Source organism: Castellaniella sp. MT123 (assembly GCF_039614765.1).
Taxonomy (GTDB): Bacteria; Pseudomonadota; Gammaproteobacteria; order Burkholderiales; family Burkholderiaceae_B; genus Castellaniella.
On sequence record NZ_CP154879.1, the window covers coordinates 2,596,418 to 2,616,233 of the forward strand.

16 protein-coding genes are annotated in these 19,816 nt (G+C 62.2%); 5 read left to right on the forward strand and 11 right to left on the reverse strand.

Annotated elements, in window-relative coordinates:
• Positions 1-41 precede the first annotated feature (41 nt).
• The 6 genes from ABCV34_RS12290 to ABCV34_RS12315 form a co-directional block, all read right to left on the reverse strand.
• A complete protein-coding gene (locus ABCV34_RS12290) occupies positions 42-2,738 on the reverse strand; it encodes a DNA topoisomerase III (protein WP_345796494.1) in 2,697 nt (898 codons plus the stop codon).
• Between the two features lie 151 nt (positions 2,739-2,889).
• Complete coding sequence (locus tag ABCV34_RS12295; RefSeq protein WP_345796495.1) at positions 2,890-3,870, reverse strand: glutamyl-Q tRNA(Asp) synthetase; 981 nt, start codon at positions 3,868-3,870, stop codon at positions 2,890-2,892.
• Positions 3,871-3,911: 41 nt separating this feature from the next.
• Positions 3,912-4,379, reverse strand: coding sequence for a DUF494 domain-containing protein (locus ABCV34_RS12300; protein WP_345796496.1), 468 nt, complete (start codon positions 4,377-4,379; stop codon positions 3,912-3,914).
• Positions 4,380-4,469: 90 nt separating this feature from the next.
• Positions 4,470-5,528 carry an MFS transporter gene (locus ABCV34_RS12305; RefSeq protein WP_345796497.1) on the reverse strand — a complete coding sequence of 353 codons (1,059 nt, stop codon included), beginning with the start codon at positions 5,526-5,528 and terminating at the stop codon, positions 4,470-4,472.
• A gap of 57 nt (positions 5,529-5,585) precedes the next feature.
• Complete coding sequence (locus tag ABCV34_RS12310; protein WP_345796498.1) at positions 5,586-6,077, reverse strand: RES family NAD+ phosphorylase; 492 nt, start codon at positions 6,075-6,077, stop codon at positions 5,586-5,588.
• Complete coding sequence (locus tag ABCV34_RS12315) at positions 6,074-6,523, reverse strand: antitoxin Xre/MbcA/ParS toxin-binding domain-containing protein (RefSeq protein ID WP_345796499.1); 450 nt, start codon at positions 6,521-6,523, stop codon at positions 6,074-6,076. Before ABCV34_RS12315 ends, ABCV34_RS12310 begins: the two co-directional genes overlap by 4 nt.
• A 103-nt stretch (positions 6,524-6,626) precedes the next feature.
• On the opposite strand from ABCV34_RS12315, the gene ABCV34_RS12320 reads away from it, so the two are divergent.
• The 4 genes from ABCV34_RS12320 (at position 6,627) to ABCV34_RS12335 (ending at position 11,233) form a co-directional block, all read left to right on the forward strand.
• Positions 6,627-6,785, forward strand: coding sequence for a hypothetical protein (locus ABCV34_RS12320; protein ID WP_345796500.1), 159 nt, complete (start codon positions 6,627-6,629; stop codon positions 6,783-6,785).
• Between the two features lie 361 nt (positions 6,786-7,146).
• Positions 7,147-8,478 (forward strand): ATP-binding protein, encoded by a 1,332-nt coding sequence (locus ABCV34_RS12325; protein ID WP_345796501.1) that lies wholly within the window; start codon positions 7,147-7,149, stop codon positions 8,476-8,478.
• Complete coding sequence (locus ABCV34_RS12330; protein ID WP_345796502.1) at positions 8,475-9,506, forward strand: O-methyltransferase; 1,032 nt, start codon at positions 8,475-8,477, stop codon at positions 9,504-9,506. Before ABCV34_RS12325 ends, ABCV34_RS12330 begins: the two co-directional genes overlap by 4 nt.
• 35 nt (positions 9,507-9,541) lie before the next feature.
• Positions 9,542-11,233, forward strand: a complete 1,692-nt coding sequence (locus ABCV34_RS12335; protein ID WP_345796503.1) for an ATP-binding protein — start codon at positions 9,542-9,544, stop codon at positions 11,231-11,233.
• Positions 11,234-11,291: 58 nt separating this feature from the next.
• On the opposite strand, the gene ABCV34_RS12340 is transcribed toward ABCV34_RS12335, so the two are convergent.
• The gene (locus ABCV34_RS12340) at positions 11,292-12,413 is read right to left on the reverse strand and encodes a DNA cytosine methyltransferase (protein WP_345796504.1); all 1,122 of its coding nucleotides are present in this window, start codon (positions 12,411-12,413) and stop codon (positions 11,292-11,294) included.
• Positions 12,414-12,576: 163 nt separating this feature from the next.
• On the opposite strand from ABCV34_RS12340, the gene ABCV34_RS12345 reads away from it, so the two are divergent.
• Positions 12,577-12,945 (forward strand): very short patch repair endonuclease, encoded by a 369-nt coding sequence (locus tag ABCV34_RS12345; RefSeq protein ID WP_345796505.1) that lies wholly within the window; start codon positions 12,577-12,579, stop codon positions 12,943-12,945.
• A 32-nt stretch (positions 12,946-12,977) separates the two neighbouring features.
• Here ABCV34_RS12345 and ABCV34_RS12350 read toward each other — a convergent pair whose 3' ends face one another.
• From ABCV34_RS12350 to aceK, 4 genes are all read right to left on the reverse strand, one after another.
• The gene (locus ABCV34_RS12350; protein WP_345796506.1) at positions 12,978-15,041 is read right to left on the reverse strand and encodes an acetyl/propionyl/methylcrotonyl-CoA carboxylase subunit alpha; all 2,064 of its coding nucleotides are present in this window, start codon (positions 15,039-15,041) and stop codon (positions 12,978-12,980) included.
• Positions 15,042-15,057: 16 nt separating this feature from the next.
• On the reverse strand, positions 15,058-16,659 hold the full coding sequence (locus tag ABCV34_RS12355; RefSeq protein WP_345796507.1) for a carboxyl transferase domain-containing protein: 1,602 nt from the start codon (positions 16,657-16,659) through the stop codon (positions 15,058-15,060).
• A gap of 103 nt (positions 16,660-16,762) precedes the next feature.
• Positions 16,763-17,944, reverse strand: coding sequence for an acetyl-CoA C-acyltransferase (locus tag ABCV34_RS12360; RefSeq protein ID WP_345796508.1), 1,182 nt, complete (start codon positions 17,942-17,944; stop codon positions 16,763-16,765).
• A gap of 11 nt (positions 17,945-17,955) precedes the next feature.
• Positions 17,956-19,815 carry a bifunctional isocitrate dehydrogenase kinase/phosphatase gene (gene aceK, locus ABCV34_RS12365; protein WP_345796509.1) on the reverse strand — a complete coding sequence of 620 codons (1,860 nt, stop codon included), beginning with the start codon at positions 19,813-19,815 and terminating at the stop codon, positions 17,956-17,958.
• Position 19,816 lies beyond the last annotated feature (1 nt).

A 19,816-nucleotide genomic window follows, 5' to 3' on the forward strand; every position in this document is an offset into this window, starting at 1 on the left:
GCGGGTTTGAATCGCGCCCCGAGGGTGAACCGAACCGCGCGTCAGAACGCCGGGCTGTCGTCGTCCTGCGATTCCGCTGCGGCCTTCCTGGCCGTGGTGGCGCCGGTTTTGGCGGCGGACTTGGAACTGGCCGCCGCACGGGTCGATTTGGCGGTCTTGCCGGCGGATTTGGTGGTTTTTGCCGCGCTGGCCTTGGCGGTGGATGACGCTTTTGCCGCCCCCGCCTTGGCCGTCGCGGCGGTCTTGGCAGCCGGCTTGCCCGCTGCGGCCTTGGCCCCCGGCTTCGGTGCCCGTGCCTCGAATTCGAAGCCGATCTTGCCGTCGTCCTGGCGCACCAGATAGGCCTTGAATTTGCGGTTGGTGCGGCTGGATACGAAACCGTCGAATAGTTTCGTCTTGCCGGTGGCCAGCAGCTGGCTCATCTGCTCGGCCGGGATTTCCTGCTGCAGGATGACCTTGCCGCTGCGGAAATCACAGGTCTTGGCCGGCCCCACCGAATGTTCGCAGACGTAGTTCATGCCGTGCTCGAAGACGCGGCCGCCGCATTTCGGGCAGGCGCCCAGCGGCGTCTGACCGGAAAAATCGACGGCTTCGGCGTCCTCGTCTTCCTTCTGGCCGAAGTCGAACTCCAGCTTGAATTCGTCGGTGATGCGCAGCACGGCAGCGAATGGCCGGCCCATCTTGCTGATGAATCCGGTCAGCGGCCCGAGCGTGCGTTTGGCCAGCAGTTCCTCGACCTCGGGGACTTCGAAGGTGCGCCCGCCCGGGTGTTTGCCGATGGAAAAATCGCAGACCGTGCAGGCGTAACGGCGGTAGTTTTCCTTCACGACGCCGCCGCATTTCGGGCAGGGTGTCTTCAGGGTCGCATAGTCGCCGGGGACGGTATCGCGCTCGTATTCCTTCGCGCGTTTGACGATCACCTGCGTCATCTGCGCAATCTCGCGCATGAAGGTCTCGCGGTCCAGCTGGCGCTGCTCGATCAGTTTCAGCTGGTGTTCCCATTCGCCGGTCAGTTCCGGCGAGGTCAGTTCGTTGACCCCCAGGCCGGCCAGCAGCGTCATCAGCTGGCGCGCCTTGGCGCTGGGGATCAGGTCGCGGCCTTCGCGGCGCAGATAGCCTTCGTTCAGCAGCCCTTCGATGATGGCAGCGCGCGTAGCCGGCGTGCCCAGCCCGCGCTCGGACATGGCTTCGCGCAGCGCCTCGTCGTCCACCAGTTTGCCGGCGCCTTCCATGGCGGACAGCAGCGTGGCTTCGTTGAAGCGCGCGGGTGGTTTGGTGACCAGCGCGCGGGCCTCGATGTCTTCGGTGCGTACGCGCTCGCCCTCGGCCACGGCAATCAGGGATGCGTCGTCACCCTGTGCCTCGCGGCCGTAGATGGCCAGCCAGCCCGGCGATACCAGGACCTTGCCGTCGGTCTTGAAATGGTGGCCGGATACCTGGGTGATGCGCGTGGTGATACGGAATTCCGCCGCCGGGAAGAACACGGACAGGAACCGCCGCGTCACCAGTTCGTAGATCTTGAATTCGGCGTCGCTGAGTTCGCGCGGCACCTGCAGGGTCGGGATGATGGCGAAGTGGTCGGAGACCTTCTTGTCATCGAAAATCCGGCGATTGGGCTTGACCCAGTCCTGGGCCACGACCTGGGCGGCAAAGGGCCGCACGGAACGGGCCACGCCCGATTCGCTGTCGGAGAGCCCCTGCATGGTCTGCTGCACGGTGCTCACGTAATCCTGGGGCAGATAGCGCGAATCGGTTCGGGGGTAGGTCAGGGCTTTATGGCGCTCGTACAAGGTCTGGGCCAGGGACAAGGTGGTCTTGGCCGAAAAGCCGAAGCGCGAATTGGCCTCGCGCTGCAGCGTGGTCAGGTCGAACAGCGCGGGCGACATCTGGGTACTGGGTTTGGATTCCTCGGTCACCGTGCCGGGTTGTTCGCGGCAGGCCGCGACGATGGTCTGTGCCGCACTGGCCGACCACAGGCGCGAATCCCGGGCGTCCGGGTCCTGTTCGTTCTTTTTGAAGGCCGGGTCGAACCAGCGGCCTTCGTACAGGCCGGCGGCGGCGACGAACGTGGCGTGGACCTCCCAGTAGTCGCGGGTGATGAACTGGCGGATGCGGTCCTCGCGCTCCATCACGATGGCCAGCGTCGGGGTCTGCACACGGCCCACGGGCGTTTTGAAGAAGCCGCCGTCCTTGCTGTTGAAGGCGGTCATGGCGCGTGTGCCGTTGATGCCCACCAGCCAGTCGGCCTCGGCGCGCGAGCGGGCGGCGGCCTCTAGTGGCTTCATCGTCTCGTCGTCGCGCAGGTTGGCGAAGGCCTCGCGGATGGCCGCCTGGGTCATGGATCGCAGCCACAGCCGCTGGATGGGCTTTTTAACCCCCGAATACTGCACGATATAGCGGAAGATCAGCTCGCCCTCGCGGCCCGCGTCGCAGGCGTTGATGATGGCACCCACGTCCTTGCGCTTGAGGAGTTTGACCAGCAGCTTCAGGCGTTCGGTGGATCGCTTGTCGGCAGGGCTGAGTTCAAACTGTGGCGGGATGACCGGCAGATGCGCAAAACTCCATTTGCCGCGCACGGGGTCGTTGGGCGCCACCAGGCCAAGCAGATGGCCGACGCTGGAGGACAGCACGAACTGCTCGCTCTCGAAGTAGTCCCCCTCGCGGGTGAATCCCCCCAGGGCCCGGGATATATCCAGGGCAACCGACGGCTTTTCGGCAATGATCAGAGTTTTAGTCATGTGGTTCCATTGGCGGCCATTTTATGACCACGATAGCGCGGATCATACGAGGGGGCATCCCACCATGCAAGTCACCGTGCCTGGGCGCTGTCCGTTGGCGGGGGTGTTGGATGACTGGCGGCAGCCGCTTTGGTGCGAGCGTGACGTGCGGTTAATTCCGGCCGAACCGCTGCCTCCATTGCGCCATGGCCTGCGGCCAGAACGCCGCCAGTGCGGTGGCTGGCAGGCGATCGAATCCCAGGGCCGCCCAGGCCTGTTGCAGGCACTCCAGCGGCTGTCCCAGGTTCAGGGCGGGGGCGTGATTCTGCTTGGACAGTTTGCGCCCGTCGCGGTCGCGGATCAGCGGGGTGTGCAGCACGCGCGGGCAGGGCAGGCCCAGGGCCCGGGCCAGCTGGCGCTGACGGGCCGTCGAGTCCAGCAGATCGGCCCCACGCACGATGTCGGTGATGCCCTGCAGACCATCGTCCACCACCACGACGAGTTGGTAGGCCCACAGGCCGTCGGCCCGGCGGATGATGAAATCGCCCACTTCGCCGGCCACGTCCTGGGATTGCTCGCCCAACCAGCGGTCCTGGAAGGTTTCGATGCCCGGCTCGACCAGAAAGCGCCAGGACGACGGACGGGCAGCGGGTTGCCGCTGTGATGCCGTTGCGTCCGGGGGGGCCAACGTCTCGTCATGTGCGAAGTCTGGTGCGATCGACCGAGCTAGTGGGAATCCGATGTGATCGTGCGGTGGGGTCTGGGGCGCTTGGGGATTGGGCCGGGGACGACACGTGCCCGGATACGGCCCGGGCGGCAGTTCGCGCCGGGTGCAGGTGCAGCCATAGACGCGGCCCGCTGCTTGCAGCCGGGCGAAGGCTTGTTCATAGAGCGCATGCCGCCGCGTCTGCCAGACCGGCTCCTCGTCCCAATGCAGGCCCAGGGTCCGCAACTGGTGCAGGATCGTCCGGTCCGCGCCCGGGACGGTGCGGGGTTCGTCGATGTCCTCGATGCGCAGCAGCCAGCGGCCCTGGTGGACCCGGGCGTCCAGAAAGCTGGCCAGCGCCGCCACCAGGGACCCGGCGTGCAGCGGACCGCTGGGGCTGGGGGCGAAGCGGCCGACGTAGGGTTCGGGATCAGGCAGGATTGGCATGCGGATCCGGGGGCGGTCGGGAACCGGGCCCGGGCGTTTCGTCAGTGGCTGGGCCGCTGAGTTTCGTCGGCCAGCAGTTCCTCGAAGACCAGATGGTCGACTTCGGCCTCCTGGCTCCAGAGCACCATCAGCGCCAATACTTTGATCTCGGACAGCGACAGCGGTGAATGGTCGGCCACCTGGGCCGTTTCGATCAGGATTTCGCGCAAGGCTGTGGGCAGGCTGCCGGAATTTTCCAGGAATACGATGAAGCCGATGGCCTCGCTGCCAAGTGCTTGGTATTCATTGTCAGTGTAGATGCGGGACGCCTGGCCGGCGGTTTCCTGGACGGTGCCCAGGGCAAGGCAGCGTTCGGTTGTGCTGGCCAGGCCCCGTAGCCAGTTCAGGGCATCGTCGATGTCCTCGTGTTCGAACCCGGCGGCCGCCAGCTTGCTGGCCAGGATCTCTGCGCGCGGGCAGGCCTGGGGCGTGTAGTAGTTTTCAAACAGGTAGACCAGAATATCGTACATGGTGGGTGGTGAGGCAGGGTTCTCCGATAGTGTACTTGGGTTCCCCCGGCTGGATCGTACGTCCTGCCCGGTTCGTCCGGATTCGTGCGATCAGTCGGCCACCGTGTCCCGATACAGCTGATCCCGCCGCCACAGCCACAGCAGGGCCATGGCGACCAGCGCCAACGCGGGCAGCGCCCCGATATTGAGCCAGGCCCAGCCGCCGGTGGTGGCGACGGCGCCTGATGTGAACGAAGTCAGTGCCATGGTGATGAAGACCCAGAAATTGATGGCTGCCTGGGCGCGGTCCTTTTCTTCCGGGCGGTAGGCGCCCAGTGCCAGTGTCGTGCTGCCGGTGAACAGGAAGTTCCAGCCGACCCCCAGCAGGGCCAGGGCCGCCATGAAATGCCCCATCTCGGAGCCCGAGAGCGCGATGGCCACGCACAGCGCCATCAGCAGTACCCCCAGCCCCATGACCAGCGGCGTGGCGGCCATGAGCAGGTTCATGACGCCGTACCCGATCGCTGCGCCCAGCGTCGCGATGAAGAACACAGGCTGGCGCAGGATCTGGCGCATGGGGCGCCCTGTGGATGTGTGGCGCTGCCGATGCGGCTCGTGCGGGAAATCGATCAGAGCCATCAGGCCCATGGCCAGCAGCGCCACCACGGCGAGGGCCAGATAGGCGCCGACGAAGGGGACGGGAAGCACCAGGCGGGTCCAGCTGGCGAGGTTGGGCCCGACCACGCCGCCCAGCAGCCCGCCGGCCAGCACCAGGGACACGGCCTTTTCATGCCAGTCGGGGCGGGCCAGCTCGGTCGCGGCAAAGCGGTAGAGCTGGCCGTTGGCGTTGTAGTATCCGGCCACGACGGTAGCCAGCATCAGTAGCCCGAAAAGCCGGTACTGCGCGGCCAGCGCGGCCAGCAGCGCCGAACCCAGCGCCACGATCAGGCCGATCTGGAAGGAATTGCGTCGGCCATATCGTGTCTGTGTCTGTGACACCAGTGGGGCGGCCAGCGCGCCGCCCACTACGTAACCCATGATCGGCAGCGTGGCCATCCAGGGATAGGGCGCCAGTTCGAGCCCGACCAGGCCATTGATGGCGATGAAGGTCACGTTGTTGACCAGGAACAGTCCCTGGCAGATGGCCAGCAGCAGAAGATTGCGGTTCATCGGGGTTCGAGCTTCAAGGTGGCTGGCGTGCTCAGAAGTGTACGGTAACTCGGTGGGTCATCGAGCATTTCCGCCGATTCCCCGTATTGCGCCTATTGCCCGCCGGTCCCGGAACAGACGTCCGTCCAGACGCAGGGTCTCGATGCTGAGCGTGATCTGTTGCGCCAGCGGGTGCAAGGGATTAAGCAGCCAGTTGTGCGTATGCGGCATGATAGCGCTGGGCACCCGCAGGAGCGCGGTGCCTTGATCGTGCAGCCATGTGTCGCCGATGTGTCGGGTCAGCGCGTCATCCTCGAACCAACTGGCGGGCAGGTCTGGGCTTTGGACGCTGGCAGCGACGGCATCCGGAATATCGACGCGCATCAGACGCAGCTGTTCCGGCAGGTCTTCCGGATCCACCTCCAGGTGGACCAGGATTTCCAGCATGGCGCTGGCTGGGCTTTCGGACAGATAGACGACCGGATTCCCCGCGTGGTGCCACCGGCCGGAGGCGAACAGGCCGCCGCGCCCCGTCAGGTCGGGAAACGCACTGATGCGCCACAGGATCAAAACGAATACCCTTCAGCCAGCTGGATCAGCATTTCCTCGACCTGGCGCGTGCCTTGCAGGCTGGACAGCATCGTCATGGGGCTGTGCCCTTCGAACCGTTCCTTGGGCTTGTCCAGCCAGCGCTTGGCCTTGTCGCGGCCGCCAAAGATGGTTTCAGCCATGGCCGTGATGTGCGCAGCACGGAAGAGCCGGTCGCTTTCGGTCACGGTCAGGGGCTGGTCCTTGGCCAGGCGATGCTTGAGGGTGCGCAGCGGGATGATCTGGTCGCGCTCCACCGGCGTCATGTCGCCCCTTTCGCAAAGTTCGATCAGCCGGCTGGCGGGAAAGCCGTCCACGATGCAGTCGTGGATCTGGATCTCGCTGGCATCTTCGGGGATGCCCAGCAAGGCTTTCAGTCGGCCACGGTAGGCGGCGTAGCCGGTTTCGCGCAGGATTTCAGCGTACATGTCGGCGCTCCCGAATAGGCCCGGTGTTTACCGCATTGTACAAGGCATATGCCGGGTAATGTTGTATTTTTCGTTTTAGTTCGCAGAGGGCCGGCGTTTTTCGATGAGCGAGGGTTATATCGGCGAACTGTTTCGGGTGCTCGCCAAAGCTGCTGCGCATGCAGTCGGATCAGGCATTGAGCGAGTGAACGGCAAAGTCCTCGACCAAATTAACTGGGTCTCGCCATCTGATCGCAAGCGCCAGATCGATCGGGCGATCTGATATGGACAGCGAGCGGTTGAGGCCTGCCCATCCACAACCGTACCCCGGCAAACTGTTGTCGTCCTGGTTTGTGCGCGTGGCCCACACCAACGGACTGAAGGTGCAGACGTCCTGTAGGCTTGCGTCGGCAACGATAGGCGCGTCTGGAACCGCGATATCGACCAGCTCGCTCCAGCCTGGTTGGTCGAGACAATGAGTGCCCGAACCGGAACGTTGATGCCAACTAAGTAATCCATCACGCTGTTCTGCTTGTTTGATGCTCGCCCGATCTCAATGGATGGTGTTTAGGTGATCTACAATACGGCATCTGGCGCAAGTATGCGGTTGAAAAAACAAGATGGCGCATCCTCGGAGGAGAAAGATGGCGACAGATGCTGGCTCGCAGCAGTCCAAGGTAATTCATGCCGATCCAACCAAGGACTTCTTTGTAAAGATGATCACGAGAGATATCGAGTTGCGCGATTGCCTGTTCGATCTCCTCGATAACTCCATCGACGGGGCCAGGAGGGCTGTTGATAGCTCTGCGCAGAGACCCCTAGCAGGGAAATTTGCTCATATCACCTTAGACCGCGACGGTTTTCTGATTACGGATAATTGTGGCGGCATTAGGCTTAGCGACGCGATCAGCTACGCGTTTCACTTCGGCCGCCGTGCCGGCAGTCCTACCGATGTATCAGGAGGGATCGGCCTTTACGGCATCGGCATGAAGCGAGCTATCTTCAAAATGGGCAACAAGGCAGCTGTTCTGAGCGAAGCTGAGGACGCGTGCTTTCGTGTGACCATCGACGTTCCCACTTGGGAGGCCAGCACTAGCTGGGATTTCGAGTACGAGGATGCTACACGGACTGGCGTCAATGGGACATCGATTTCGATTACATCCTTGAATCCGGGCGTTGCGGCCGCTTTCGAGGATCCCGTATGGCGCAACCGACTCATTACCCGCATCGCTCGAGACTACGCATTTTTCCTCTCCAAAGGTTTCGAGATCAAGATCGGCGACCAGCCGGTCCCTTTGTATAGCTATAACCTTCGTGAGAACGAGAATCTTCAGCCGGTCACCGCTGCCTATATGGACGAAGGTGTTCACGTGCGAATCGTAGCAGGGTTGATCGACGACCTTCCCGACGATATTCCCGCTGAGCTGGCACAGAAGGATGTGGACCGTTTCGGTTGGACGGTTATCTGCAATGACCGGGTCGTTCTTGCGGGCGATAAGACCGAGAGGACGATCTGGGGACGCGACGAATTCAAGATGTGGCACCCGCAATACAACGGCTTTGCAGGGTTCGTGTTTTTCGAAGCCGAAGATCAGCGGCTGTTGCCGTGGACCACAACAAAGCGCGAGGTGGATAGCTCGCACCAGCTGTATCGGAGAACACTAGTCAAGTTAAGGGAAATTACGGAGGATTTTACGGCTTACACGAATCGGCGGAAGGAAGACCTTGCAGCTGCGAAGGAGGCCGAACGCCCGCGACTGCAAGTCGATGTCTATGCCGCTCGCGATGTAAAGCCGCTGCGTCTACCCGGTGTCGCTACAGCGAAGCCGGCCGATCCATTAGTCAACATCACATTCAAAAGAAAGCTTAGTGAGGTGGATGATATTCGACGGCACCTCAGCAATCTTGCGATGTCCTATAGGGATGTTGGGATCGCGACCTTCGACTACTACATGGAAGTGGAACTCGGAAAATGACATCGAGCCCTTCCTTCGAGCGCATCGACTATCAGCTTCGCTACAACAAGCACATTGAACGCAAGATGATCTTCGATCTGCTGTTGCGTGCGCATCAGCACGTTGGGCTAGTGAATCATCGATACCTTGGTCTGGGATCGATTTGGTTTGCGGATTTCCGTCTCGCCCATCGGATGCTTGGAATGCACAACATGGTGTCGATGGAACATGAACCATATGCCGACAGAGCTAGGTTCAATTCGCCATATCACTCCATCGACGTGAAAGGCGGAGATAGTTCTACAACTCTCGATGAGCTCGACTGGACCACGCCGACGATCTCGTGGCTGGACTATGATGGCGCGCTCACGCCAAGTATGTCCTCCGATATCCGCAAAGTTCTGGAAAAGTCGCCGGTCGACTCGATTCTGATCGTTACCGTAAATGCAGCTCGCGGAACGTATCGTCCGCGCCAGGGACCGGCACAGCGCAAGAGAAGCGATACGGCGCTCGGGCAGATCGAAGCCATACTAATGCAAGGTGTCGTGTCGCAGCGCTTCGAACCGCCCGAGGGCGGCGCTTCGCATGGTGATGTTCGCGAGGCGGAATTCCCCGAGTTTCTTGCGGAGGCCATTCTCGCGTTCATGATGCATGTGGCTGGAAATGCCGGTCATACTACAGTGGACAAGAGTAGGGACGCTGTGCCGGTCGTATTTCTGCCGCTATTCAACTTTTGCCACAAGGACAACGCCGACATGGTTACGGTCGGTGGAGCTCTCATTCCTTTGGGATCGTCGGTTTGGTTAGAAGGCGTTGCCGCTGACGTTCTCGTGGATTCAGTCACTGCATTGCCTCGCCACCTCCGCTTGGACCTTGTGCCTCTGACGTTGAAGGAGAAGCTCGTCCTTGATTCGTGCCTGCCGGCTGCGGAAACGGGCAACTTCGTCGAACGCGCGAAGGCCCACGGAATTTGCATCGATGATGCCGACCTGGTCAAGTACTGGCAGCACTATCACCACTTTCCTGTGTTTTTCGAAACACCGATTTAACGCCATCACGTGTACAGTTCCCTCTTTCGTCGAATATGAGCAAAACCTCCGTCCAAAAAATCGAAGTAAGGCAGGGTATTGATCCGGAGTATTTTTCCAATATTCTTACCAAGGATGTAACGACACTCGAATGTATTCTCGAGCTCGTCGACAATGCGGTCGACGCTGCCCGTGACAAGATACTCCGGCGGAAATCTGTAAAACTGGACCGCTACGGTCTACCCGCTGACTATAGCGGCTATACAATTAACGTGGACTTTGAGGACGGTAGTATCAAGTTCACGGACGATTGTACCGGCATCCCGGAAAGTACCTTGCGAAATAGTGTGTTCGTTGTTGGAGCAATGTCATCCCATTCGTTCGGTATCGGTCGATTCGGTATCGGTTTGAAGCGTGCTCTCTTTGGTCTCGGCACAAGGTATATCGTCGAGAGTGATACCGGCAGATTCTCCGCGCGATTGGATCTCGACATCTCTGAGATGCGCGATTTTAAGGCGCCGCTTATAGCAACGCGTCGCCCAAGCAACGGTAAGTCGCGCATGTTCATTCATGTTACACAGCTACATGAACGTGTAAAGAGCGAGATCAAACAGGCTGGTTGGGATGGTTCGATTTCCAAGCAACTTTCCAGGCGCTATGGCCTGCTTATTGACAAGGGTTTCCAAATTAGAGTCAATGGTAATTCGATTTCGCGATTTGGCCCCGGGCTGCGCGATATCGCAGGGGTAAAGCGGAAGTCAAGCGACGTTCGCTTGGTCGATGGCGTGGATGTATATATCGACTCCGGCATGCATGAGGACTATCGACTAACGTCCGAGGCTGACCATAGAACGAAAGCCAATGCGTCTTTAACGGATCAGTTCGGTTGGTATTTTGTTTGCAATGATCGTATTGTTGAAGTCGCAACCCGAGAGAATAGTCTTGGGTGGACTGCTCGTTGGCATCAGGAATACTACGGTTTCGTCGGGTGGGTGAGATTCGTTGCGAGGAATCCGCAGAACCTGCCCTGGGATACGAAAAAATCACGGATTGATCCGTATTCCACAGTCTTTATGGCGATAAGCGAACGATTGCAATCCTTCGCGGAGCACTACAAGAAGCAGAATAAGAAAGAGCGCATCTCGCCGTCCGGGGGTGACAGGAATTCGCCTCCCTCCAATGAGCCGAACGATAGGCCTGTTAGGGGGGCGACCGATAAACCCGTCAAGTCTACCCCGAAGCCATTGCCCCCCCACTCTCACAACGAGAATTGGAAAACGCTACTACCGCCGCTAGGATTCGAAGTCAAGAATCGGAAGCTTGCAGCCTTGGTCTTTGAAGCCGAGCAACTAAGCCTAACGCACTGCTATGCGGGCTCGATGCTCTTGCGTACTCTCATGGAGATGGCTTTGTTGGCACACTTGCGTTCTCGGCGCAAGCTTGGCCAAGTTATCGAGGAGGTGCGGAAGAAGGCGAATGATTCGACGGAGAAATCCGAGACAGCGGCCACTTCGATGGATCGATTGACGCTCAATGAGATGTTGCGCTGGCTAGCAAACAATGAAATCTACTTCCCGGAGGAGGTGCGCAGGGACTGCGTGTTCTCACGCAAGAAATTCGCCACCAACCTCAAGGAATTGAATGGCATTGTGCACGACGGGGATCTAACCAACAGCGATAAATTGCGCTCGGCCCGAGACGACGCCATGCCGCTTCTCGAGTTTCTGTTGGCTAGTTTTGCTGGCTGACAAGTCGATTGTTGGCGCCCCTTGGCTCCGATGCGGCTTGTGATTGGGTGCAGCACTGCTAGCGGAGTGCTGCATAAAGCTTGGACAAGATCGCTTCCGCTATGATCGGACTCACGCTGTTGCCGATTTGGCGGAAAGCGTGCCACTTCGTCGCATCGAATTGAAACCAGTCCGGAAATCCTTGCAGGCGGGCAGCTTCGCGCGGGCAGATCACCCGCGGGTCGCTCGGGTGAATTGGACGAACCGCCTGATAGCTTCCGCGTTCCGGTCCCGTGCCGGCGCGCAGCGTCGGGCAATAGCCGTCGGGGTTCAATCGCACGCTCTTTGAGACATCGTCCTGCATGCCGACCGCGAGCTTGTTGAAGCGCTTCACCGTTTGAGGTGTGTGAATCGTCGACAGGAAACCGGATACGATGCGTTTGCTTTGGAGCAATTTGATCGACTCTTCGTGTCCCACCCCTGTCGGAATGCAGTCGTGAAGTCTCGTCCCGAAATGGGTCGAACTTGATGCGCGCACCTCCCTTCGTCCGTCGCCGCTATCCCACGTGGCTCCAAGGTTGGGTATTCCCAACAGGGCGTGCGACACGCGAACGTCCTCGGTGTCTTGATCCGCTGCGAAATCGTCCTTCGACAGAGGGCGCACGCGCTCGGGATCGTAGCCGATGAAGAACATGCGGGTACGGGTAGTGGGCGCGCCGTACTCGTTGGCCTTAACTTTGATGGGATCGAGCAGCACGTAGTTGTCGGGTACCAACGCAAGAGCGCTATTGCGCACCTCATCGTTTCGTTCGTGGAGGATGCCCGGAACGTTTTCGGCTAAGAAGAAGGCGGGTCGCATGTCTCTCACCAACTCGAAGAATGTGCTAAACAACGAGTTGCGCGGATCGCCTGCCGCACGTTTCCCGATGGAGCTAAAACCCTGGCAGGGCGGCCCCCCAATGAGACCCGTGAGTCCCCCCATCTTCAAGCCGGCTTCCTTCAACAAGTCCACGCCGGGTACTTGCGTGATGTCTTTGTTGATCGCTTTGGTCTTGGGGAAGTTCAAGTGGTGTGCGGCAATCGCGTGCTTGTCGATTTCTACGGCCGCAGCCACGTTAAAGCCGGTACGCGCCGCACCAAGGCTGAGTCCGCCGACACCGGCAAAGACATCAATTACGCTGGGGACCGACTTTCTTGGCATCGTCTATGCTACGTTCTATAAGTGATCGGATTTTAGCGTGCTGAAGAGAAATAGTCGATCGGAGATTTTCACCTTTTTACTCAGATCGACTGAGAGGCCTTATAAATCGGCCAAGAGAGGCAACAAAATGGACAGGCTTACTCCGGATCGCCGAAGTCGTCTGATGTCCCGCATACGCAGCAAGGATACGAAGCCTGAAGTCGAGGTGCGATCAACCTTGCACAGAATGGGGTATCGGTACGTGCTCCACAAGCGTGGACTTCCCGGTACTCCTGATCTGGTATTTCCGGCACGAAGGAAGGTTCTTTTTGTTCATGGGTGCTACTGGCACGGGCACACATGCAAGTACGGCAAGGCTCAATCGAAAAGCAATGTCGAATTTTGGCACAAGAAGATGGATGCTAACCGTCGTCGCGACCGTCGCAACGCGCGCAAGCTACGTGCCGCAGGATGGAGCGTTGCGACGGTTTGGGAGTGCCAAGTTAAGCAGGGCAAGTGGCTAGATCGGATTGTTCTGTTTCTTGAAGGTTGACTGGGCCCTGTAGTAATCCCCAAGCTCATTCATCACTTCGCCGCCTCCAGCGCGATCAGCGTCACGCCTTCGGTGACCTGGTCACCTACCGCATAGAACACCTCTTGCACGACGCCGTCGTGCGGCGCCTCGATGGTGTGTTCCATTTTCATGGCTTCCATGACGACCAGGGCCTGGCCCTGCTTGACCACGTCCCCCGTGGCGACCGCCACGGACAGGATCTTGCCGGGCATGGGGGCGGTCAGGCCGCCGCCGGCATCGTCGGCGTCGGCGCGGGCCAGCGCGATCGGGTCGCGCCATTCCAATGTGCTGCGCCGGCCGTCGGTGAAGATGTCCAGACGCAGGCCCTGCAGGTAGACCTCGCCCCGGATCTCGCGATCCGCTAGCTGTATGCGCAGGTGCCGGGGGTGCTGTGCATCCGCCTGCCAGCTCAGGGGCTGAAAATCCCCCTGGTCGACGGCTAGAGACCAGGCTGCTCCGTCGCGGCGCAGGCGGATGTGCCGTTCGCCTTGTGCGTCCTGCAGGGGCAGGATGCGCTCATAGACGCCGCCGATACGCCAACCATCCACCTGCCGCCAAGGGCTTGCTGGATGCCGGGCAGCGGTTTCTGGCCGCGCGGCGCCACTGCCGGAGACCGCATGGCTACAGTCGCCTGAGCCATCCAGGCCGCTGTGGCGCAGCACCGCGACGGCCGCCAGCGCCAGCACGGCGTCCGCGGCGGCCTGCGCGGGTGGAAACAGTCGCTCGTGTTCCCGTGGGATCAGCCCCGTATCCAGATCGGCCGTCGTGAAGGCCGGGTCGTCCATCAACCGGGCGAGAAAGGCGATGTTGGTGTGCAGGCCGGTCGCCCGTACGGCCCCCAGGGCGTGCAGCATGCGACGGCGCGCCTGCTCGCGATCCGCCCCATGGACGATCAGCTTGGCGATCATGGGGTCGTAATAGGGTGTGATCATGTCGCCTTCGCGCACGCCGCCGTCCACGCGCACGGCGCCGGCCTGGAAGGCGACATGAGGCGGCCATTGCAGAATGTCCAGGTGGCCGATGCTGGGCAGGAAATCCTTGTCCGGATTTTCCGCATAGACGCGGGCCTCGATGGCGTGGCCCTGGATGCGCAGCTGATCCTGGCGCAGCGGCAGCGGTTCGCCGGCGGCCACGCGCAGCTGCCATTCCACCAGGTCCTGGCCGGTGATGGCTTCGGTAACCGGGTGCTCGACCTGCAGGCGGGTGTTCATTTCCATGAAGTAGAAACGTCCGTCCGGCTCGGCGATGAATTCCACGGTGCCCGCGCCCACGTATCCCACGGCCTGGGCAGCCGCGACGGCCGCCTGGCCCATGGCCTGACGGCGTTCCAGCGTCATGCCGGGCGCGGGCGCTTCCTCGATGACCTTCTGGAATCGCCGTTGCACCGAGCAGTCGCGCTCGAACAGGTGCACGCACTGCCCCTGGGTATCGGCGAAGACCTGGATTTCGATGTGGCGGGGTTTCAGCAGATAGCGTTCGACCAGCACCTGAGGATTGCCGAAGCTGCTGGCCGCCTCGCGCTGGCAGGATGCCAGGGCGGACGGAAATTCTTCGTCGGACTCGACGATGCGCATGCCCTTGCCGCCGCCGCCCGCGCTGGCCTTGATGAGCACGGGGTAGCCGATGGTGCGCGCCTGGTCCTGCAGGAAATCGGGCTCCTGGCGATCGCCGTAGTAGCCGGGGACCAGCGGCACGTCGGCGCCCGCCATCAAGGTCTTGGCGGCTGATTTGCTGCCCATGGCGGCGATGGCGCGGGCGGGCGGGCCGATGAAAACCAGGCCCGCGTCTTCGCAAGCCTGGGCGAAGTCCGCGTTTTCCGACAGGAAGCCGTAGCCCGGATGGATGGCCTGCGCCCCGGTGCGGCGGGCCGCGTCCAGGATGGCGTCGGCGCGCAGGTAGCTGGATTTCGGTTCCGCGCCGCCGATGGGCACGGCCAGGTCGCAGGCCTGTACGTGGCGGGCCTGGGCGTCGGCCTCGGAATAGACGGCAACGGTGCGGATGCCCAGGCGGCGGGCGGTGGCGGCGATGCGGCAGGCGATTTCGCCTCGGTTGGCGATCAGAATCGTGTCGAACATGCTGGTTTCCTTATCCTTACATCCGGAACACGCCAAAGCGTGTAGCTTCGACCGGCGCATGGCGGGCGGCGGCCAGGCCCAGGCCCAATACCCGACGGGTATCGGACGGCGCGATGATGCCGTCGTCCCACAGCCGTGCCGTGGAATAGTAGGGATGGCCCTCGTGTTCGTATTGCGCGCGGATCGGCGCCTTGAAGGATTCTTCCTCGCCGGGCGACCAGTGGCCGCCTTTGCGTTCGATGTTGTCGCGGCGCACCGTGGCCAGCACGCTGGCGGCCTGTTCGCCGCCCATGACGGAAATGCGCGCGTTGGGCCACAGGAACAGCAGCCGGGGACCAAAGGCGCGTCCGCACATGCCGTAGTTGCCCGCCCCGAACGAGCCGCCGATCAGCACCGTGAATTTGGGCACGGCGGCGGTGGACACGGCCGTGACCATCTTGGCGCCGTGACGGGCGATGCCCTCGTTCTCGTATTTGCGGCCCACCATGAAGCCGCTGATATTCTGCAGGAAGACCAGCGGAATGTTGCGCTGGCAGCAGAGTTCGATGAAGTGCGTGCCTTTTTGCGCCGCTTCGGAAAACAGGATGCCGTTGTTGGCGATGATGCCCACCGGCATGCCGTAGATTTTCGCGAAGCCGGTGACCAGGGTCGTACCGTAGCGCGTCTTGAATTCCTCGAAGTCGGATCCGTCCACGATCCGCGCGATCACCTCGCGCACATCGTAGGGTTTGCGGGTGTCCTGCGGGATGATGCCGTCGAGTTCCGCCGGGTCGTGCAAGGGCTCGGCCCAGGCTCCGGGTTCCGGCGGGGCCGGGAGGTTCAGGCGCGCGACCGCGTCGCGCGCCAGGCGCAGGGCGTGGGTATCGTTTTCCGCAAGATGATCGGCCACCCCCGAGAGCCGGGTGTGGACGTCGCCGCCGCCCAGGTCCTCGGCGGAGACTTCCTCGCCGGTGGCGGCCTTCACCAGAGGCGGCCCGCCCAGGAAGATCGTGCCCTGGTTGCGCACGATGATGGATTCGTCGCTCATGGCCGGCACGTAGGCGCCGCCGGCCGTGCACGACCCCATCACGACCGCCAGCTGGGCGATGCCCATCGACGACATCACCGCCTGGTTGTAGAAAATTCGCCCGAAGTGATCGCGATCGGGAAAGACCTCGTCCTGATTGGGCAGGTTGGCACCGCCCGAATCCACCAGGTACACGCAGGGCAGGTGGTTCTGCTGGGCGATTTCCTGGGCGCGCAGGTGTTTCTTGACGGTCAGCGGATAGTAGGTGCCACCCTTGACGGTGGCGTCGTTGCAGACGATGACGCATTCGGTGCCGCTGATGCGTCCGATGCCGGTGATCAGCCCCGCGCCCGGCGAGGCGTTGTCGTAGACGTCCTGCGCCGCCAGAGGAGATAGTTCCAGAAACGGCGTGCCCGGATCCAGCAGCCGTTCCACCCGCTCGCGCGGCAGCAGCTTGCCGCGCGCCAGATGCCGGGCGCGCGCCGACTCGCCGCCGCCCTGGGCTGTGTGCGCGAGGTGCGCGCGCAGGTCATCGATCTGCGCGCGCATGGCGCGCGCATTATCCTGAAACTCTTGTGACCGTGGATTGATGCGGGATTCGATGACCGCCATGACGTATCCTGGAAAGATGAATCGGACCGCGGGCGCCCGGGTGGGATGGTGGCCGCGGGGGTGGCGTGGCCGGCCGCTCGTGGCAGCCGGCCCGCCGTAGCGATCAGAGCATTTCGATCGCCACGGCGACCGCTTCGCCGCCGCCGATGCACAGGGAAGCGATCCCGCGCTTGCCGCCTGTCTTGCGCAGTGCGCCGATCAGCGTGGTCAGCAGGCGTGCGCCCGATGCGCCGATCGGGTGGCCCAGGGCCGTCGCGCCACCGTGGATGTTGACGCGGCCGTGCGGCAGGTTCAGTTCCTTCATGGCGGCCATGGTGACCACGGCGAAGGCCTCGTTGATTTCGTACAGATCGACGTCCTGCGCCTTCCAGCCGGTCTTGTCGAAGAGCTTCTGGATGGCCCCCACCGGCGCGGTGGTGAACCATTCCGGTTCCTGGGCGTGCTGGGTGTGAGCCACGATGCGTGCCAGCGGCTTGGCGCCGAGCGCCTTGGCCTTCGAGGCGCTCATCACCACCAGCGCTGCGGCCCCGTCGGAGATGGACGAGGAATTGGCTGCCGTGATCGTGCCGTCTTTCTTGAAGGCGGGCTTCAGGGTGGGGATCTTTTCCGGCATGGCCTTGAAGGGGGCCTCGTCGGTGTCGATCACGGTGTCGCCCTTGCGGCCCTGGATCGTGACCGGGGCGATTTCCCATTTGAAGCTGCCGTCTTCGGATGCCTGGCGGGCGCGCTTCAGGGATTCCAGCGAGAAAGCGTCCTGCTCTTCGCGGGTGAAGTGGTATTTCGAGGCGCAGTCCTCGGCGAACACGCCCATGGCCGTGCCGCGTTGATAGGCGTCTTCCAGACCGTCCAGGGCCATGTGGTCATAGACCGTCGAATGCCCGAAGCGGTAGCCCTGGCGCCCGCGCAGCAGCAGATAGGGGGCGTTGCTCATGCTTTCCTGGCCGCCGGCGACCACGACCTCGACCGATTCGGCCTTGATGATGTCGTGCGCCAGCATCACGGCCTTCAGGCCCGAGCCGCAGACCTTGTGCAGCGTGCTGGCGGGCACGCTCTTGGGCAGGCCGGCGCCGATGGCCGCCTGGCGGGCCGGCGCCTGGCCCTGGCCAGCCTGCAGCACGTTGCCCATGATGACTTCCTGGACGGCGTCACCCGCGATGCCGGCGCGTTCGACCGCGGCGCGGATCACGATGGCGCCCAGTTCGTGGGCCGACAGACCCGAGATGCTGCCCATCATGCCCCCCATGGGGGTGCGGGCGGCGGAGACAATGACGATGGGATCGGACATGATGAGCTCCTTCAAAGGGTGGGTAAGGCGGCATTCGGTGTGGATGCCGCCGGTTCGGGAAAGTGCAGGCGTCGTGCCTGGTCGTAGGGAAAGATGTCTTCGATCCGGCCCTGGGATGCGCGAGTGCGGCAGTCCTGCCACCATTGTGCATCCAGCAGCGCGGCATGGTGTTTCAGGAAGGCGGCGCGGACCCGGTCATCCCCCAACAGGAAGTGTCTGAATTCCTCGGGAAAGACGTCGTTGGCGCCGACCGGATACCAGGGTTCGCCGGACAGTTCGGCTTCCTCGTTGGGGGCGGGCGGAATGCGGCGGAACTGCATTTCGGTCATGCGCTGGATTTCGTCGTAGTCGTAGAAGACCACGCGGCCCAGCCGGGTGACACCGAAATTTTTGTACAGCATGTCGCCGGGAAAGATATTGGCGGCGGCCAGTTCGCGGATCGCTTGCCCGTACTGGCGCACGGCCGCTTCCAGCGCTGTGTCCGAGGCGCTGGCCAGGAAGATGTTAAGCGGCGTCATGCGTCGTTCGATGTAGACGTGCTTGAGCACCACCAGATCGTCGGTTTCCTCGAGCAGGCTGGGGACTTCGGCGCGCAGGCCGGCCAGCAGCCGTGGGGAAAACCGGCTGCGCGGCAGTGCCACCAAGGAATATTCCCAGGTGTCGGCCATGCGCCCGACCCGGTCGTGCTTTTTCACCATCTGGTATTTACGCCGTACGGTGGCCTCGTCCATGCCGTCCTTCGCGATGTGGTCGCGGATCAGCTTGAACACATAGGGGTAGGACGGCAGTGTGAAGACGGTCATCACCATGCCCTGGATACCGGGGGCGTAATCGAAACTGTCGCGCGAATGGGCCAGATGGTGCAGGAAGTCGCGGTAGAACAGGGTCTTGCCCTGCTTCTGCAGGCCGATGGTGGTGTAGATCTCGGCTTTGGGCTTGCGCGGAAACAGCGACGACAGGAAATCCACGTAGGCCGCGGGCGCTTCCATGTCGACCAGGAAATAGGCCCGGGTAAAGCTGAACAGGGTGCTGAGATCGTCGCTGGTGTGCAGCAGCGCATCCAGCTGTATATGGCCTGACGGCGTGTGCAGCAGCGCGATGGCAAAGGGGTGGATGGCTGTCTGGTTGATCAGGCGCCCGACGATGTAGGCACCCTTGTTGCGAAAGAACAGGGTGTTCAGCACCTGGAGCTGGCAGTCCGGCGCCAGGCGCTTGCCCAGTCCGCGCGGCAGGGTATGGCGCAGATGGCGCAGTCCCAGGCGGGCCAGCCGGCGGGTATCGGCCGGCAGATCCTGGTAGGGGGCGGCCAGGCCGAAGTCCGCCACCAGGCGGACCAGGCAGGGCAATAATCCTTCCGTCAGCGGGTAATAGGACCGGAACGTGGAGAGTGCGCCGTCGATGTATTCGGTGGCCACGGCGGGGCGCACGAACAGGAAATCGTTGTTGAAATAATTGCGGTGCAGGATGCGGCAGGACACCGAATTGAAGAACGTTTCCGCGCATTCCGGCTGCAGGTGGCTGGCCAGCAGTCCGATGTAGGAGGTCTTGGCCGCCTGCCAGAATTCCAGTTGTTCGGGGGTCAGCGCCGTGTCCGGGGCGGTCTGGGCGGGCGTCGTGCCGCGCAGCGCCTGGCCCAGCGCGGTGGCGCATTCGCGCACCCGCGTGTCGTAGTATTCGATGCGCTCGCGCGATAGCTGCTGGATGCCGTGCCAGTCGCCGGATTCGAATAGCGCCTTGGCGCGCTGCGCGCTGTAGCGAAATAGCGAATAGTGGCGGTCGAACCCCGCCAGGATCATGCGTGCCACCGCCTCGGGGGACTGGCCCCGGGGGGTGACGGGCTCGATGCGTCGGTGGTCGCCGTCGTCGCGCATG

Coding starts and splice junctions, on each gene's coding strand:
- ABCV34_RS12320 (WP_345796500.1), top strand. CDS start 6,627: ATGAGCGAGGGTTATATCGGCGAACTGTTTCGGGTGCTCGCCAAAGCT.
- aceK (WP_345796509.1), bottom strand. CDS start 19,815: ATGCGCGACGACGGCGACCACCGACGCATCGAGCCCGTCACCCCCCGG.
- ABCV34_RS12340 (WP_345796504.1), bottom strand. CDS start 12,413: ATGCCAAGAAAGTCGGTCCCCAGCGTAATTGATGTCTTTGCCGGTGTC.
- ABCV34_RS12335 (WP_345796503.1), top strand. CDS start 9,542: ATGAGCAAAACCTCCGTCCAAAAAATCGAAGTAAGGCAGGGTATTGAT.
- ABCV34_RS12290 (WP_345796494.1), bottom strand. CDS start 2,738: ATGACTAAAACTCTGATCATTGCCGAAAAGCCGTCGGTTGCCCTGGAT.
- ABCV34_RS12325 (WP_345796501.1), top strand. CDS start 7,147: ATGGCGACAGATGCTGGCTCGCAGCAGTCCAAGGTAATTCATGCCGAT.
- ABCV34_RS12345 (WP_345796505.1), top strand. CDS start 12,577: ATGTCCCGCATACGCAGCAAGGATACGAAGCCTGAAGTCGAGGTGCGA.
- ABCV34_RS12295 (WP_345796495.1), bottom strand. CDS start 3,870: ATGCCAATCCTGCCTGATCCCGAACCCTACGTCGGCCGCTTCGCCCCC.
- ABCV34_RS12355 (WP_345796507.1), bottom strand. CDS start 16,659: ATGGCGGTCATCGAATCCCGCATCAATCCACGGTCACAAGAGTTTCAG.
- ABCV34_RS12360 (WP_345796508.1), bottom strand. CDS start 17,944: ATGTCCGATCCCATCGTCATTGTCTCCGCCGCCCGCACCCCCATGGGG.
- ABCV34_RS12350 (WP_345796506.1), bottom strand. CDS start 15,041: ATGTTCGACACGATTCTGATCGCCAACCGAGGCGAAATCGCCTGCCGC.
- ABCV34_RS12330 (WP_345796502.1), top strand. CDS start 8,475: ATGACATCGAGCCCTTCCTTCGAGCGCATCGACTATCAGCTTCGCTAC.
- ABCV34_RS12300 (WP_345796496.1), bottom strand. CDS start 4,379: ATGTACGATATTCTGGTCTACCTGTTTGAAAACTACTACACGCCCCAG.
- ABCV34_RS12305 (WP_345796497.1), bottom strand. CDS start 5,528: ATGAACCGCAATCTTCTGCTGCTGGCCATCTGCCAGGGACTGTTCCTG.
- ABCV34_RS12315 (WP_345796499.1), bottom strand. CDS start 6,523: ATGTACGCTGAAATCCTGCGCGAAACCGGCTACGCCGCCTACCGTGGC.